12 protein-coding genes are annotated in these 16,235 nt (G+C 43.6%); 7 read left to right on the plus strand and 5 right to left on the minus strand.

Translation table 11 applies throughout. The features are described from left to right. Positions 1–245 precede the first annotated feature (245 nt). Positions 246–4,799: a translocation/assembly module TamB domain-containing protein gene (locus Q0L00_RS01525; RefSeq protein ID WP_297335094.1), complete on the minus strand. Its 4,554-nt coding sequence runs from the start codon at positions 4,797–4,799 to the stop codon at positions 246–248. A gap of 50 nt (positions 4,800–4,849) precedes the next feature. Here Q0L00_RS01525 and tsaD point away from each other — a divergent pair, with 50 nt between their 5' ends. Genes tsaD through Q0L00_RS01550 form a run of 5 tightly spaced genes read left to right on the plus strand, consistent with a single transcriptional unit; the run spans position 4,850 to position 8,106 of the window. Further along, complete coding sequence (gene tsaD, locus Q0L00_RS01530) at positions 4,850–5,863, plus strand: tRNA (adenosine(37)-N6)-threonylcarbamoyltransferase complex transferase subunit TsaD (protein WP_297335095.1); 1,014 nt, start codon at positions 4,850–4,852, stop codon at positions 5,861–5,863. Position 5,864: 1 nt separating this feature from the next. After that, a complete protein-coding gene (smpB, locus tag Q0L00_RS01535; protein ID WP_297335096.1) occupies positions 5,865–6,332 on the plus strand; it encodes an SsrA-binding protein in 468 nt (155 codons plus the stop codon). Continuing rightward, positions 6,295–7,089, plus strand: a complete 795-nt coding sequence (locus Q0L00_RS01540) for an SH3 domain-containing protein (protein ID WP_297335097.1) — start codon at positions 6,295–6,297, stop codon at positions 7,087–7,089. Before smpB ends, Q0L00_RS01540 begins: the two co-directional genes overlap by 38 nt. Positions 7,090–7,098: 9 nt before the next feature. Beyond that, positions 7,099–7,608: an HNH endonuclease gene (locus tag Q0L00_RS01545; RefSeq protein ID WP_297335098.1), complete on the plus strand. Its 510-nt coding sequence runs from the start codon at positions 7,099–7,101 to the stop codon at positions 7,606–7,608. Between the two features lie 51 nt (positions 7,609–7,659). After that, complete coding sequence (locus tag Q0L00_RS01550) at positions 7,660–8,106, plus strand: lipocalin family protein (protein WP_297335099.1); 447 nt, start codon at positions 7,660–7,662, stop codon at positions 8,104–8,106. Positions 8,107–8,112: 6 nt separating this feature from the next. Here Q0L00_RS01550 and Q0L00_RS01555 read toward each other — a convergent pair whose 3' ends face one another. Both Q0L00_RS01555 and Q0L00_RS01560 read right to left on the minus strand, forming a co-directional pair. Next, positions 8,113–8,715, minus strand: coding sequence for a ribonuclease HII (locus Q0L00_RS01555; RefSeq protein ID WP_297335100.1), 603 nt, complete (start codon positions 8,713–8,715; stop codon positions 8,113–8,115). After that, positions 8,687–11,359: a glucosidase gene (locus Q0L00_RS01560; RefSeq protein ID WP_297335101.1), complete on the minus strand. Its 2,673-nt coding sequence runs from the start codon at positions 11,357–11,359 to the stop codon at positions 8,687–8,689. Before Q0L00_RS01560 ends, Q0L00_RS01555 begins: the two co-directional genes overlap by 29 nt. A 146-nt stretch (positions 11,360–11,505) precedes the next feature. On the opposite strand from Q0L00_RS01560, the gene Q0L00_RS01565 reads away from it, so the two are divergent. Both Q0L00_RS01565 and Q0L00_RS01570 read left to right on the plus strand, forming a co-directional pair. Beyond that, positions 11,506–11,868, plus strand: a complete 363-nt coding sequence (locus Q0L00_RS01565) for a BlaI/MecI/CopY family transcriptional regulator (protein ID WP_297335102.1) — start codon at positions 11,506–11,508, stop codon at positions 11,866–11,868. Next, a complete protein-coding gene (locus tag Q0L00_RS01570; RefSeq protein WP_297335103.1) occupies positions 11,868–14,129 on the plus strand; it encodes a M56 family metallopeptidase in 2,262 nt (753 codons plus the stop codon). Before Q0L00_RS01565 ends, Q0L00_RS01570 begins: the two co-directional genes overlap by 1 nt. A gap of 26 nt (positions 14,130–14,155) precedes the next feature. Here the strand turns inward: Q0L00_RS01570 and Q0L00_RS01575 are convergent, their stop codons facing one another. Beyond that, positions 14,156–15,274 carry a glycosyltransferase family protein gene (locus tag Q0L00_RS01575; RefSeq protein WP_297335104.1) on the minus strand — a complete coding sequence of 373 codons (1,119 nt, stop codon included), beginning with the start codon at positions 15,272–15,274 and terminating at the stop codon, positions 14,156–14,158. Between the two features lie 2 nt (positions 15,275–15,276). Further along, positions 15,277–16,140: a UDP-2,3-diacylglucosamine diphosphatase gene (locus Q0L00_RS01580; RefSeq protein ID WP_297335105.1), complete on the minus strand. Its 864-nt coding sequence runs from the start codon at positions 16,138–16,140 to the stop codon at positions 15,277–15,279. Positions 16,141–16,235: the final 95 nt, after the last annotated feature.

The raw sequence follows: 16,235 nt of genomic DNA on the forward strand, positions 1-16,235 counted from the left end.
GTGAGAATTTTCAGTCGTGCTCGATTTACGGTGTCTATCGTTGATTTTCAAAGGTTACATGGGATCTCGCAATTCTAATCATCCCGGTGTGTGACGGGTACGTCATGCTCGATTTCATGCCTCTATCATTGTTTTTTAGCGGTCACATGGAATACCCCGGATAATCATGTTCCTGCGTGTCGATTACTCGACATGGGGACTTCAAGGAGTTTTTTGATAAAAAAGAGCATTCCGCCTAGAATTGTTTACTTCCCTTTCATTTTTATGGGAAACTTAACCTCATTTTTCGGATGAAGTTTTTCCAAGCGATCCTCAATATTATCGAGCTTTATCGGCTTCCAATCCTCTTGTTTATACCTTAGGTAATTGTCCGAGTCTTCTCGAAGGTCATCGGGTTGGTCCTGCTTCTGGGTGATTTTTTTAAATAATTCAGAAAAGGAATTGAATGAGATATTCTGAGAAAGCGAAACCCCATAAGTGGCTACGTTCCGGGACAGGGAGAGCGAAGTAAATGTATTGAAATTATTTCTATTGAATACCCGAAGCCGATAGACTCCGTCTTCAGTAATCATGTACTCGGCCTGCCAGTCACCAATAATGGATGCTGCATCAGCCTGGCCGTTATTACCGGTAAACCCACCGTCCCGAGATACGCGTAGCCTACCGTCTAAAAAGGTATAAGCCACGCTTAACTGGAAGGTTTCCAGTGCGTTTTGATCCAAAGAGGCCAAATCAATATTGACTTCTAGGTTTTTGTCCACTTGACCCAGAAAGCTGTTCAATTGGGAAGATAGCAATTGTCCTAAAGAGTTTGAGAAGGAGTTCACTCCTGCAAATTGACCTTCCGGAGAAAAAGATCGGGTCATGATCACAGAGAAAACTTGCCGGTTCATCTCCTGCTCATTATTGGCGATTCGGGATTGGAAGGCAGAAATCGCTGTTTGGATTTCTCCACTACTCGGAAATTGGGAGAAGTCAAAACCAAAATCAAATTCGGGGGAAAGTAATTCCCCTCGAAGGTTCATGATGACATTCACCGGAAAACGTCTTCGGGTAAGACTGCTTTCCTGCTCGCTGACCGAGGTTCGGGCAACCAGTGGTTGGATGGACACTTGTTCGGTATATTTTGCGGTCAAATTCATGACTCCTTCGTAAGGATTTCCATACCAAGTAATTCGCCCCCCTGGTTCTACAGTGAACTCTTTGCGAAGTACATTGTACAGGGAAAAATTGTACATCGCCTCAGTGATTTCGTAAGTCCCACTCAAAGTAAAAAGTCCCTGAGTATCAATATTCATTGTTAAAATTCCACGCCCTCGACCCGAGATTTTCTCTTCGGTTCTCGGGTCTATGATGATCTCTGTATAGGCATCTGGGGTGATGTCGAGTATAAAATTCATTCGCACATTATCAATATCAAGGCGATTTACATCTTCGGAAATTTGTTGAATGCGTGCGGTGTCTTGAATGTTAATAAAATGAATAAAATCCTCGCTGGTCTGCTCATCACTACTGGTTAGGGGAATAAATATCCGGGTGTTGGGTTGACTGGTCGCTCTGGCGGTGATGTCCAGATTGGACGTAGACCCTTCGATGTCCAGAGTCCCGCTGACAAAGGCATTTCCATAAAAAGTCTCGTTGTCACGGGCAGTGGTGTTAAGTACTTGAAAATTATTCATTCTTGAATCAATATCCAGAATAATATCATTTAAGCCCTGGTAGGTCAGTCCTCCATTTAAACTGGCTGTATTTCCATTGATGTCTTTCAAAGTCAGTTGGGAAAAATTGATTTGTCCGGGATCAAAAAGTATGCTTCCGTCAAGTTGATAGGGGGTGTTGAGGAATTTAATGCGGAACTTTCCCTGGTTGACCTTTCCCCGACCGGTCAATTCGGGTTGACGGGCATTTCCTCTCAGCTGAAGATCACCTGTGACTGTGCCGCCCATATCGGAGAGGTAGTTGGAAAGAAAAGGCTCAAAACTCACCAAATCTGCATCTCTGAGTTCACCGTCCAGATTAAAATCAAATTCCTCCAAGCCAATATCTCCAGCCATTTGGATGGTTCGCTTTCCATTGAGGAAGTTTTCAACATTTACCTCTAGCTGGTTATCATACAGTTGAGCGGTGGTTTGAAGATCGCCTACAGGCAATTGATTAATTTGAAAATCAGTAATTCCAAATGTTAAATCAAGTAAGCTTTCTCCAGTTTCTGAGCTCCGCAAATAAATATTTCCATCTGAGGTTCCCTCGTATTCTTGGGCAGTAAAGGTGTTGAACAGGTCCACATTCACATTTTGAATACTCAGATTCAGGCTGTCTTCAACTCCTTCGCCTATTTTCCCTTCCAAATCAATTTCCTGCTCCCCAGAAACAATTCGAACGTTTCTAAAGCCGATTTCCCCTTGCCTCAAGGTGATTTGATTGAGCGAATCAAAATTCCAGTTTCGTTCCAACACGATCAACTCAGAAGGTTGAAAGGAGATTTTGGTATCATTGGGCGTAAACTCTGCAACTGCATCTATTCGGGCACTACTTCTGGTCGAATCTTGATCCAGGGCAAATTCAAGATTCAATGCATTGTCATTCCAGATCGCTTCAAATCCAAAATTGGAGAAATCCAGATCTTGACCGATGTGCTGCTCTTTGGAGTAAATGTAAAAAGAGGCCAAAATCTCTTCGCTGTTGATGATTTTGGAGGTGTTGAAATCAATGTTGACGTTTCGGGCAATGTTATCCCGAAACTGTAAAGTGTCCAAGCTGGTGAAAAAATTGAAGATGGTATTTTCCTCCGTTTGATAAAATGCCCCTTCAATCACCGTATTTTTAGAAATCCGGTAATCTGGCTGAAATAAATCCAAAAGGGGATTGATGTCAATTAGCCGGACATTCAGGTCCAAATTGTAGGGGACTGAGAAATATTCTTCCAAATCGGCTACTGGAGGTTCTTCTTTGGTGATGATCGATAAATATTGCTGGAACAAAAATGGGAGATCTTTGGCCATTTGCTCCAACTGAAATTTTCCCGAGGCGCCAGCTACCACATAGTCCGAATTCAGAGACATGGTTCTGGTACCTCCTGCAAAAAGGGATTGGAAGTAAAAATCCCCTAATTCTAAATATCGGTCTTGGAAGCCGATGCTCAGGTCGCTGAATCGGGCAATTCCGTTTAACTCATCGATATTGATCCCTTCGATATCCATTTCGACTTTTCCTTTAATAAAAGTCTTTTCCTGAGCAAGTTTGAGTTCATCTAGATTCGCGCTATCCAGGCTGAGTTTAAGTTCGATGGCCTCAGAGCCTTCGCGCAAATCAATGGACCCATTTGCCAACAGTTGAAGATTGGGATCCTGGATTTGGAGATTGCCCTTGAAAAGATCCAAGCCATAAGTAGCTGTGGTTTCAATATTTGTATAGTCGTAACCTAAAACACCGAGTTGAGCAATTTTGGCATCTAAATCCAAGCGTAGATTGTCTCGGTTAGAGCCTCTGATATTGACGTTTCCCTCCAGGCTAAGCCGCTGAAGTAAGTCAGGATCTTCCAAGAGCACACCCAAATCAAGTTCTTGGATGACTACATTGGAAACCACCTGATTAACTCCATTTTTAAGGTCATAATTTACCCGACCAACCAAATTTCCAATACTGGTTTGGAATTCTCCATTGGTAGTGAATCGGGTAGGTAAGCCTGCAAAATCCGCATTGAGACGGATGATATTGAGCTTTTGAAGTTCATGCTGAAGTCCTCTGCTGAGGTAAGGGGCTAGGTCTCGAGCTTGGATAGTTGAATTTTTTAAGGATAAATTCAAGTAGGTATTTTCCAGGTCGGGAAGTCCATCGACTCGGAAGGCCCCGAAAATCTCTGTTCGTCTTCCTAACCGAATTAATAACTCTTCGGAACGAATGTCCGAAAGTGGGCCGGAAACTTTTCCGCTCAGCACGAGGGTATCCTCGATGTCGGGAAGATTGGGGACAAAAAAGCGTAAATCCTGAAGTCCAATTGAGGCTTCGTCAAAATCAGCAATGACCACCACTTTATTGAGAAAATCAGAAAACGCATCAGCACTCGCATATTCCAGTCTGAGAAAATGTTTAATTGAACTTTTATTGGTGCTAAGATTGAGCCGGTCAAATTCCAAAAGTTCCGCATTGTAAGTGAGATCAGTTCGGAATTCGTTGATTTCAAGGCCTGAGTTGGATTCTATCCCACTCAAAAATGCCAGATCGATGCCGATTTCGTCTCCGTCCACATAGAAATCTGATGCCTGAGCTTGAATTTTTTGAAAGCGCATGTGATTATAATCCAGCCCTTCAGAAATGGTATCCGAATTGTAATTGGCCAAGGTAAAAGCTGATTGCCTCAACTCAAGTCGGCCAATGCTGAATTTACTTCCTTTCGAAGCACTGCTTGAGCCAAAAAGGGAACTTAATTCTTTGGTCCAGCGATTAATATTCATAGTCGAGTCTCCAGCGTGTGTGAGCAGCTGAATGGTCGCTTGCTCTATTCGGATTTCATCAAGGGTGGGGCCTGACCCGAAAAGCAGGGAATTCACCTCGAAATCAATGAAGGCACTTTCGGCCAAAATCATGGTGCTGTCCTGGTGGTCTTTGATTTCCAGACCAGATACAGAGAGGGCATCCCACCAGTTGATGGTAACTCGGTTGATTTGGGTTCTAAAATCAGAGTTCTTATTGAGGTACCCTGTAATTTGATCGATGGCCCAATTCTGTACCGTTTCGGTTTGCAAAAGACCCGCGATGAGTAGAATCCCAAAAAATAAAGTGGCTATGCCCCAAAGCAAAAATCGAAATGCTTTGTATAAAAAATCCCTAACTTTCGAGCTATTTTCCAATGGATACCAACGATATTTCTATTTTAGCAATTGAGTCCTCGTGTGACGAAACCTCTGCCTCTATTATCATAAATGGCAAAGTACTTAATAATATTGTGGCCACACAATCAGTCCACGAAAAATATGGGGGTGTGGTTCCCGAATTAGCCTCCAGAGCACATCAAGAAAATATTATTCCTGTGGTAGAGCAGGCACTGAGGACATCGGGAATCAGGAAAGACCAGCTCTCTGCAGTTGCTTTCACCCGGGGACCGGGCTTGATGGGGGCTTTGCTGGTAGGGGTGAGTTTTGCCAAAGCTTTTGCCTATGCCAGGAAAATCCCATTGATTGAAGTGAACCACATGCAAGCCCATGTTTTGGCTCATTTTATTGAGGATCCCAAACCCAATTTTCCATTTATTTGTCTGACAGTGAGTGGGGGGCATACCCAATTGGTGCTCGTCAAAAGCCCACTGCAGATGGAGGTTATCGGACAGACGCGGGATGATGCGGTGGGGGAGGCCTTTGACAAGACGGCCAAACTGCTGGGTTTGCCTTATCCGGGAGGTCCATTGATCGATCGATACGCCAAAGCTGGAAATCCGAAGGCTTTTGACTTTCCGATTACTCGAATGCCGGATCTGGATTATTCCTTTAGCGGAATCAAAACAGCGGTCTTGTATTTTCTACGTGATCAATTGAAAGAAAATCCGAATTTCATCTCAGAAAATAGCGCTGACCTTTGTGCGAGTATTCAATACAGCCTGATTGAAATGCTGCTCATCAAGCTCAAAGCAGCCTTGAAGCACTACCGGATCAAGGAAGTAGCCATTGCTGGGGGAGTGTCTGCAAATTCAGGATTACGAAAAACACTCACCGAACTTGCCGAACAAAACGGATGGAATCTCTACATTCCCAAATTTGAGTACTGTACCGATAATGCTGCCATGATTGCGATGGCAGCACATTTCAAGTATCTTCAAAGCGATTTTACTTCGCTAGAAGTAACTCCACTTGCCAAAATGAAACTCTAACATGTCAAAGACCACCAAATTCGATAAAATCATCAATATCAAGAATAAAAAGGCAAGCTTTCAGTTTGAATTTATTGATACCTACGTGTGTGGAATGGTCTTGAAAGGGACCGAAATTAAATCCATCCGTGAGGGGAAAGTTTCCTTGACCGAGTCTTTTTGTATTTTTTTGGATGGGGAGTTGTACGTGAGGCAAATGCACATCGCTCCCTATTCCATGGCCGCAAGCTACAATCATGAGGCGGTTCGTGACCGAAAATTACTTTTAAACAAAAGAGAACTCGAAAAACTCGAAACTAAGTCTGCCGAAAAGGGTCTTACTATCATTCCAGTTCGTATATTTATCAATGACCGAGGTAAGGCAAAAATGGAAATTGCCTTAGGTCGGGGTAAGAAAACACACGACAAAAGACAGGATTTGAAAGAAAAAGATGCCAAAAGAGAACTTCAGCGAATGGCCCTTAAGTGATGGATATGGAATCTGTAGGCAAACCATTTTACCGGTCTATAAAAAGCCAACGGTAGAGTCCGCCCTGTTGACCCAATTGCTTTTTGGGGAGTGTTATCAGGTGCTGGCGGTATGTTCAGACCGGTCATGGTATAGGATTTTTCAGGAGGATTCCAGGATTGGTGGATGGATTTCGGCTAAATCTCTGAAAGAAATCACTCAGGAGGATTATCAACATTACCTCAATGAGGATTTTCAGGTGGTGATTAGCCCGATTTCGGCAATTGAGTACAATGGTACCCAGTTGTATCTTTTACCAGGCAGTCGGCTCCATTTTTCGGATTTGGAGTTATTTAATTGGCAGGATCACATCGGATTTACGGGGCAGACTCGCAGTCATGCGCATCGGGCTAAGCGGGATGAGCTGATCCAGATTGCCATGACATTTATCAATGCCCCCTGGCAATCCGGCGGAAGGAGTATTTTTGGGCTTGATCACTTGTTGGGTTTTGCCTTGATTTTTCAAATCGCAGGATATGCTTGGCATGCAGGTCATCTTCCGGGAAGATTGATTCGATTTGCGGATTGTCAGCCTGGAGATATCCTGATTTGCCCTCAATCCGGGGAACAAAAAAATCGCCTGGCCATTTATCTGGGAATGGAGGAAGTACTGCAAATGGATGACAGAATGCGTCGCCTTGATCTGGATGAATGGCTGAGAAAAATGACAAACAATCGAAATAAACAAGAGGTTTTGGAAGTCAGAACGGTTTTTTAATGGATAATTATGGAAAAACGAGTGCTTGTCTTAAACATGGATCATTCACCGATTGGGGTAGTCTCTCCGCAGAAAGCCATCGTGCTGACTTTGCTTGATAAGGCAAATGTGCTGTCTACCTATGAGCTTTTGGAAATCCGAACAGTCAGCAGAAGTTTTGAATATCCTGCGGTAATTTGTCTGAACGAATACAAGAATATCCCCTACAAAGGCGTTTTGCTCAATCGAAACAACCTGTTTCGAAGAGACAATGGGGAGTGCCAATATTGCGGAAGCAAGCGGCATTTGACCATTGACCATGTCGTGCCTCGATCCAAAGGAGGGAAAACATCTTGGACCAATCTGGTCACTGCCTGTAATCGTTGCAATGTCAACAAAGGAGACAAAACCCCTGAGCAGGCCGGCATGCTGCTTCGCACTCACCCATTTAGGCCATCCTTGTCATTTTTTCTGGCAGATTATGCAGAGCGTCATGCAGGAGAGTGGCTTCCTTTTTTGCAAGTGAAAATATCTCCTTGAATTTTTATGGGTATCTAGGGTGTTTGGCAATAAAATTGCCCGTTGATTTGCATGAATCTAATCGTTTCTATTTTTCTGAGCTTTCATCTCCTTGGGACAGCGCCGATCATTGATAATCCTGAGCTATTAGGGAAATGGCAGTTGGTTTATTTTGATGGCATTGAGCGAATCCGGCAGTCCCCGCGCTATTTGAATGCTCCGGCGACTGCGAAAGAGGACATGGAATACCGAATAGCCCATAGGCTGGAAAATACCGTCTACGAATTCATGGAAAAGGATTCCCTAGTTTTTACTGATTATGGCCAAAAGGGAGTGGTGCAAAAGCGGGTGACATTTAAGGTGGATGAGCAGCAGGTGCTTCATATTTACGAAGAGAATCAAACTCGAAAAGCCAAAATTATAGAGCTGACCGAGGACCAATTGGTTTTGGAACCGATCACAGAAAGTGGAGTTTTGGGGAAACTTGTGTTTAAACCTTGGGTAAAGCCGGAGGAATAAGCTCGATTAAATATCTAAATTTAATGGGTTGGGAAGGAGCTGAAAACTTGTTCGATGCCATTTGGTAGGTCCATTTTTTCGAATTCCCTCCCGATGGGCCGGAGTGGGGTATCCCACATTTCGCTCCCAACCATAATGGGGGTATTCCAAGGCCAGTCCCTCCATCAATTGATCTCGATATACTTTGGCCAGAATTGAAGCTGCCGCGATGCTGGCCATTTTTCCATCTCCTTTGATCACACAGGTATAGCCGATCTCCAGCTTTGACCTCCAGCGGTTTCCGTCAATGAGGAGGTGTTCTGGTTTGATTTTCAACTGCTCTACGGCTCGTTCCATGGCCAGAAATGAGGCGTTGAGTATGTTGATTCGGTCAATTTCTTCAACAGAGGCTTCCGCTATCGCCCAGGAGAGGGCATGTGCTTTGATTTCGGCGACCAACTGTTCTCTTTCCTGCTTTTTAAGCTTCTTCGAATCATTGATCCAGGGATTATGGTAGGTATCGGGTAAAATTACCGCAGCACCTACCACAGGGCCGGCTAAACAACCACGGCCTACTTCATCACATCCAGCTTCGAGGCGATTAGCTTCTAAAAAGGGGAGAAGGGGCATGATCCGAAAATTCTTTTTCCTTGTAATATTTATGAATCATCTCCGACACCAAACCTGTCCATCCAGTCTGATGAGAGGCACCGAGCCCTTTGCCACTGTCCCCATGGAAATATTCATAAAATAAAATGTAATCTTTGAAATGGGGATCTGTTTGAAACTTAGAATAAGTTCCGAAAACAGGTCTATTCCCTTGCTCATCACGCATGAAGATTTTCATGCACCTCAGAGACAATTCTTTGGCGATTAGATCCATGGTCATGAAATTACCGGAGCCTGTGGGATACTCAATGGAGAAATTTCCCCCATAATAGAAATCAAATTTCTTCAGAGATTCAATAATCAAATAATTGATGGGAAACCAGATCGGTCCCCGCCAGTTGCTGTTTCCTCCAAACATGCGAGTATCTGATTCCCCAGGGGTATATTTGACCGAAAAGGTGTCTCCATTGATTTTCATGGTATAGGGATGATTCAGATGGAATTTTGATAGGGAGCGAATCCCAAATTCACTCAAAAACTCTTCTGAATCCAGCATTTTGTAAAGCACACTTTTCATCCGATGTCCGCGCAACAACGAGAAAAGCCGGCGTTTGTCCTGACCGGGTTGTGCCCAACTTGAAACCAAAGCCGCCAATTTTGGCTTTTCACGCATAAAAAAATCCAGTCTCTTTTTGAATTCAGGCAACTCATCAAAAAGGTCTTCACGGATTGGCTCGACAGCAAACATGGGGATCAAGCCCACGATGGATCGAACTTTCATTTTTTTGGGTTCCTTACCCTTGACGTGAAAAACGTCGTAGAAGAAGTCATCCTCATCATCCCAAAGGGAAATGTGTTCTGAGGAAATGTTGCTCATTGCCCCGGCAATGTAAAGGAAATGCTCCAGGAATTTCGTTGCGGTAAATTGGTAAGTTTTGTTGAATTCACAGAGGTCAAGGGATATTCTCAGCAAATTGAGTGAAAACATCGCCATCCAAGATGTCGCATCAGCCTGTTCTAATTTTCCCTGATAATGCTGAGCGTGACTCCGATCAAACAGTGAAATATTGTCTAGGCCTAGGAACCCACCTTCAAAAATATTTTTTCCATCAGAGTCTTTTTGGTTCACCCACCAGGTAAAGTTGAGCATCAATTTATGCATGGCCCGCTCCAGAAATTCCTGATCGCCTTTGCCTTTATTTGCTTTTTTGTCAATCTGGTAAACCCGTTGAACGGCATAAGCATGGACCGGAGGGTTTACATCGGAGAAATTCCACTCGTAAGCCGGTATCTGGCCATTGGGGTGCATGTACCATTCATTGAGCAAAAGAAGCAATTGCTCTTTGGCAAATTCCGGGTCTATGCGTGCGATGGGAATACAATGAAAAGCCAAGTCCCAAGCTGCATACCAAGGATATTCCCATTTGTCTGGCATGGAAATGATGTCATAATTTTGGAGATGGCGCCAATTCCCATTTCTGCCTTTTTTTCGCTCTACCGGGGGGACGTATCGTCCAGGATCACCTTCCAGCCACCGTTCCACATCGTAATAATAAAACTGTTTGGACCACATCATCCCCGCATAGGCTTGACGCTGAATGTTCTTTAAGTCAGGATCGCTCACTCGTTCCTGCAACTGTTCATAAAATTGGTCAGCCTCTTTTTTTCGTTGCTTGAGGCAATCCTCGCAGATTTCCAACGGGTTGGGCTCGTCTTGACGTTGAAGTCTGAATTTTACCTGTCTACTTTCCCCAGCAGGAATTTTTAATTCGTAAATCGCAGCGGCTTTAGTTCCATAAAAAGAAGGGTTGAGGCGATTGTCATTGCCGTGAATGATAAAATCATTGATCCCGTCCTTGGTGTAGGGGCGCTCATTGGGAATAGTATAGAGTTTTTCTCGGTTAGTCTCATTGTCACAAAAACGAATGTCTGGATTTCCATCGAAGGTCAGATTAAAATTGCCTGACTTGGGGCTGAAAATCTTGATTTGATTGGAACGCTTTAAACTTAGCTTGGGCATAAAAGGCTCATGTCCGGTAAACCAAGTTTTTCGAAACCAAATGGTGGGCATCACCCAGATCGTTGCCTCCTCTGGGCCTCGATTGTGAACAGTAGCCATACCAATGATATCCTCTGCATCATGTTTGGCGTATTCGATGAAAATGTCAAAGTACCGATCCTGATCAAAAATACCCGTGTCGATCAATTCATATTCTGGATCTGTTTTCCCCCTGCGCTTGGTCTCTTCCAGCAATTCTTCATAAGGGAATTCAGCCTGAGGATACTTATAGAGCATCTTCATGTAGGAATGGCTCGGCGTGGAGTCTAAGTAATAATAGATTTCCTTGACGTCTTCGCCATGGTTGCCTTGATTACCCGTAAGCCCAAAAAGTCGTTCTTTGATGAAGGGATCCTTACCATTCCAAAATGCCCAGGCTAGACAGATTTTTTGCTTGTAGTCCGAGATGCCTCCGATCCCTTCTTCACCCCAACGATAGGCTTTACTGCGCGCATCGTCATGGGTCACATTTTCCCAAGCGGCCCCATCAGGGCTGTAGTCTTCCCGGACCGTTCCCCACTGTCGCTCGGTGAGGTATGGTCCCCACTTTTTCCAATGCTTCTTTTGCTCCTTATCTTCTTTTAATCGTAGGTATTCAGCTAACATATAGGTTTTCTCGCTTTTGAGCAGAGGCGAAATTAGAATATTCTGGCTATTAACTCTAACGAATTCGATTAGGTTTTTTTCAATTCTACATTTGTAGAATAGGAAAACTATTCTACATTTGTAGAGAACAAATTAAAATCTACTCCATGCTATCCAAATCAGAAGAAGAATTGATGAATTATCTCTGGAATCTCAAGCGGGCTTTCATGAAAGATTTACTCGAACAATATCAAGAACCCAAGCCGGCTCCGACCACCGTTTCCACGCTACTGAAGCGGATGCAGGATAAAAATTTTGTAGGGTATACCTTGGTGAAAAATATGCGGGAATATTTTCCTTTGGTCAGCAAAGAGCAGTATTTCTCCACGCATCTAAAAGGCTTGATCAAAAACTTTTTTGACGATTCCCCTGCGCAGTTTGCTTCTTTTTTCACCAAAAGAACAGAAATGTCAGCACAGGAACTAAAGGCACTTAAGGCGCTAATTGATGAACAATTAAAAAATAAATAATGGAATACCTGCTCAAATCTATCGCTTGCCTGGTGCTGTTTTTAGGGGTTCATCGCCTCTTTTTACAGCAGGAAGTTTTGCATCGCTTTAATCGGTTTTACCTTTTGGCTGCCGTGCTCTTGTCTTTTTTGGTTCCACTCAATCAAATCGAGGTGTCTTCCCCTTTGCCCGCCCAACCTGCTGAGCAGGAGTTTTTCCAAACTGAAAATTTGCCGGTTCCTAAAGTCGATTCACCCACAGAAATTAGTCGAAGCAGTAAAGCCGAAGTCTCTTCCCCCTGGGAAGGGGCCAAGCTGGTTTTTGGAATTTATGTAGTTGTCGCGATCATTTTTGGCATTCGATTCTTGCGAAATATTCGGTTGCTTATTTCTAAAATCCATGCTCACATTCAAGTCAATTACCGGGGACAGACCCTGATTTTACTTCCGGAAAACACGCTTCCCTATTCCTTTTTGAAGTACATTTTTGTTTCAAAAGAAGCCTTTGAACGTGAGGGGATATCAGATGCGGTCTTTGAGCATGAACGGGTTCATGTAAGGGAGAAACACAGTTGGGATTTAATTTTTGTCGAGCTGCTGTTGATCCCATTTTGGTTTCATCCCGGATTGTATTGGCTCCGACATGCCATTCGGCTCAATCATGAATTTATTGCCGATCGCTCCGCCATTCAACGAACCCAAAATACCGAGTATCCCTATGAATTAATCCGCTTGGCCCAGTCTGGGACTCCTTCCGCCTTGGTCAGTACCCTAAATTATTCCCTTACCAAAAAACGCATTCAAATGATGACTAAGAAAAGTAAACCCCTTCAGGTGGCCTGGAAACTTATCGCTTTAGTTCCAATTTTGGCTTTGATTTATTATGGATTTAGTGAAAAGGTAATTGCCCAATCCGATAAAAGAACGAGTGAGGTACACATTTTTTCCTCTGGCAATGAGGAGACTGAGCAAGCCTATGATTTAACGTTTTATTTGGATCCAACTGGAAAGATTTATCGACCGGGGCAAGAACCTCAGCAGGGTCAGGAACTTTCAGCATTAGATCAATGGCTGGACCGGCTCCCTGACCGGGAAGTGAAGATAAAGATGGTGGTCTTGAAGGGCAACTCCACCGGGAATGTGGCAAAAGCCCAGGCTATTTTCGTAAATCATGAAATCCGAAGAATTCGACTAATGGATGATTCAAAGAGAGAAACGCGCGAAAAGAATTCCTCCCTAAGTTCCCAGCTCGTTTATGGTCCGAATCTTCAAAAAATGACCAAGTCGATTTATTATAGCCAAACCAAATTCATTCTCAAATACCCTGATGGGGAATTGGAAGAAATGAGTTACGATGAGCTTCCTGAAAAGCTCCAAGAAAAATTACCCGAGGCTCCCGGGAAAATCGAACCGAAAGCCCCAACGGCGGACCTATTGGAAAGCTGGAAAGATGGGGGTGAATTTGCTCTTTGGCTGGATGGTGCGGTGATCGAAAATTCAAAACTGAATGAAATTTCTCGAGATAAAATTGTGCATTACTTTTCCAGTTTTGTCCATGACAATGCCCGTTCGGAGCGCTTTCCCCAAAATCATCAAGTGCATTTGTATACCCTAGCAGGTTTTGAACAAGCTTTCGGCGATTTTTCAGACTGGAAAACCAAGCCTCTTCGCGGAACGGTAACCCTCCCGGTGGATAAACCTGAAAATCAAAGTTTCTCAGTCAATACAAATCCCGTTTCCCTGTATCAAAAGGAACTCAAAGCGTATCAAGAAAAATTAAGCGCAGGGGTTCATTTCATCGATAAGACAAGTTCGGAGCAAGAGGAGCTGATGGAGCTGTTTTTGGATTTGGGCGGGAAGTTTTTCCGTTTGCAGGCAGAGGACAAAAAGCTTACCACCCGGCCTGAGCATCCTTTTGCGCCATTTATCCGATTGAAAAAGGGGGAGACGTATTATTTCAAGCGAAAAGAGGATCTGACAGAGGAGGAAAAAAAGCAATTGCCTCCCGCTCCTCCCGCCCATAAGGCTTTAAAAGCTCAAGATCAAACCACCGCCGGACTCTTGGATATTTATCAAAAGATGCTGCTCAGCTATGAGTTCAAAAAAAATGAATTGCAGCACAGTTTGATCGAAAACTCCCCGAAAAGAGCCTCTTTTTTGGAAGAATATACCCGAGTTCAAAATGCCTATTGGGCATTGGATTTTGCCCAGAAGAAGCGAGTAAAAGCCCCGTCTTCTCCTTCGATTCCCTCTCGAACCGCTAAGGGCTTAGCCGAATGTTGATTTTCTTGCGCGGCTGGATCAACTCCTTAGGTCAAACTCCATTGAGAAGTTGGCGTAGCTTTTTGATTCAGTGTGGGGGTAAGTAAATTCTCCAGGATAGGATGCCATGCGTTGGCCCAATTTCGAAAATCCAGTGATAGATCTTTCTGTTGAAGGTCTGAAGATTCCAATTGGAAAAAATCAAAGTGATGGGCTGTTTTACCGATGTGTGCATGTAAAACCTCCAGCGCATTGCAAGCCTGTTCGTATTGACCGGCCACAGGGATGACTAGAATCCGCTTGCCCAGATACAGGGCTTCGCAGACCGATTCAAATCCCGCGGTACAAATTAAGCCCCGACAAGCAGCCATGTCTTCTAAAAAACCTTTGTCATTGACCCGATAAAACGTCAAATTAGGTAAGGGGCTTTCGCGATCTGCAGCATCCTTTTTGTCCCAGTAGGCCTTGATTTTAGTGTTGGGATGGGATTTGGCGTAGTCGATAATTTCCTTACCATATCCTGGATTGACCATGTAGGCTAGGTAAAAGTCACCTTCACTGACAGGTAGCTTTTTTACCTCGGCTCTCAAGAGTGGAGGAACAACCCGAACGCGGGAGGCGTATTTTTCTGGGCGTAAAAATGAAAGTCCCAAAACCTCATCGGCACCCAAGCCGGTCAGTTTGGTATTGAGTTGAAAAAGAATTTTCTCCAACCTTCGATGGGGTGCAAACCGAAAATCAGGATGCCAAATCATGTATTGGTGGCCAATGACCCAGAATTGTGCTTTGGGGCGAAAGAAAAAATTATACAGGCCTCCCAGCAAATCATAGAAATTTAAAATGACATCCGGCTGGGTTTCAGTAACAAGTTGATGGATGGTTTGGAGGCTCTTTCGGAATGTACCTACCCGGAGGAAATTTTTCCGGAGAGTCTTTCCCAGTAAAATGGTTTTCTCAGAGCCATCACATTCAAAGTTAGGGCTTTCCACTAAACGGATGGGAGCCTTGATTTCGCGCTCAAAAAAAGCAGGGATTTCCCTCCGCTTACTTTTACCTACCATTACCGCTACCAAATCATGTCCCTGAGAGCTCAGCAGCTGAGCAAAGGAAATCGCCTGGGTCATATGCCCTCGGCCTTCGCCTTGTACGATGAATAAAAACCGCATGATTATCGAAAAGATGGAGGGTTCAAGTCCTCAGAGGGGGGCGTAAAGGAAACCTGTCGGATGGGGATGACGGTATTGTCTTCTCCTGTAAAAAAGCTTCCTATCTGATGGTCTCGGATCGATTTAAAATCAATTTCACTGTAATAAATCAATTGCCAATTTCCCTCATGATCTTCTGCCAAAGCAGACATGGTTTCAACCCAGTCCCCAGAATTCATGTATTCTACCCCATCGATGATTCGTTTTTCAGCTTTATGAATATGGCCGCAGATAATCCCATCGCAACCTTTGGCTTTTGCCATTTTTGCTAGTTCAGTTTCATATTGATCGACATAGGATACGGCCGACTTGACTTTGCTTTTGACGTATTGGGAAAGTGAAAAATAAGGCAACCCCTGCTTGAACCGATAATGGTTGACTATCCGGTTGAGCCAGAGTAAAAAGGTATAACCTACGTCTCCTAAGTAGGCAATCCAGCGCAGATTGGTAGTGATGCTGTCAAAAACATCACCATGTGTAATAAAATATTTTTTTCCGGCACTTTCATAAATCATATCGGTTTGAATGGAAAGATTACCGATTTGAAGCGGAAGAATTTGATCCAAAAAATCATCGTGATTTCCTCTCAGGTAATAGACCTTAGTCTTTTGATTATCGATCATTTTGATCACCCGATTGAAAAAGCGGGTATGCTTACGCTTCCATGTTCCGGATTTTTTCAGTTGCCAGCCATCGATGATATCCCCGTTTAAGATCAGGTTTTCACAACGATATTGTTTGAGAAAGCGAACGATTTCTTTGGACTTGGACCCTTTAGTTCCCAAATGGATGTCAGAGACGATGATAGTTTTGAAATGTGTTTTCAACCTATTTTTGTTTTGCTCGAAAGTTAGATGGGCTATTTAAATATGTGATGTTTAGTTTGTTAATTATTTGCTATGTTTTCCAAATAAACTTTGGT

The sequence above is a fragment of the Algoriphagus sp. genome (assembly GCF_024305035.1).
Classification (GTDB): Bacteria; Bacteroidota; Bacteroidia; order Cytophagales; family Cyclobacteriaceae; genus Algoriphagus.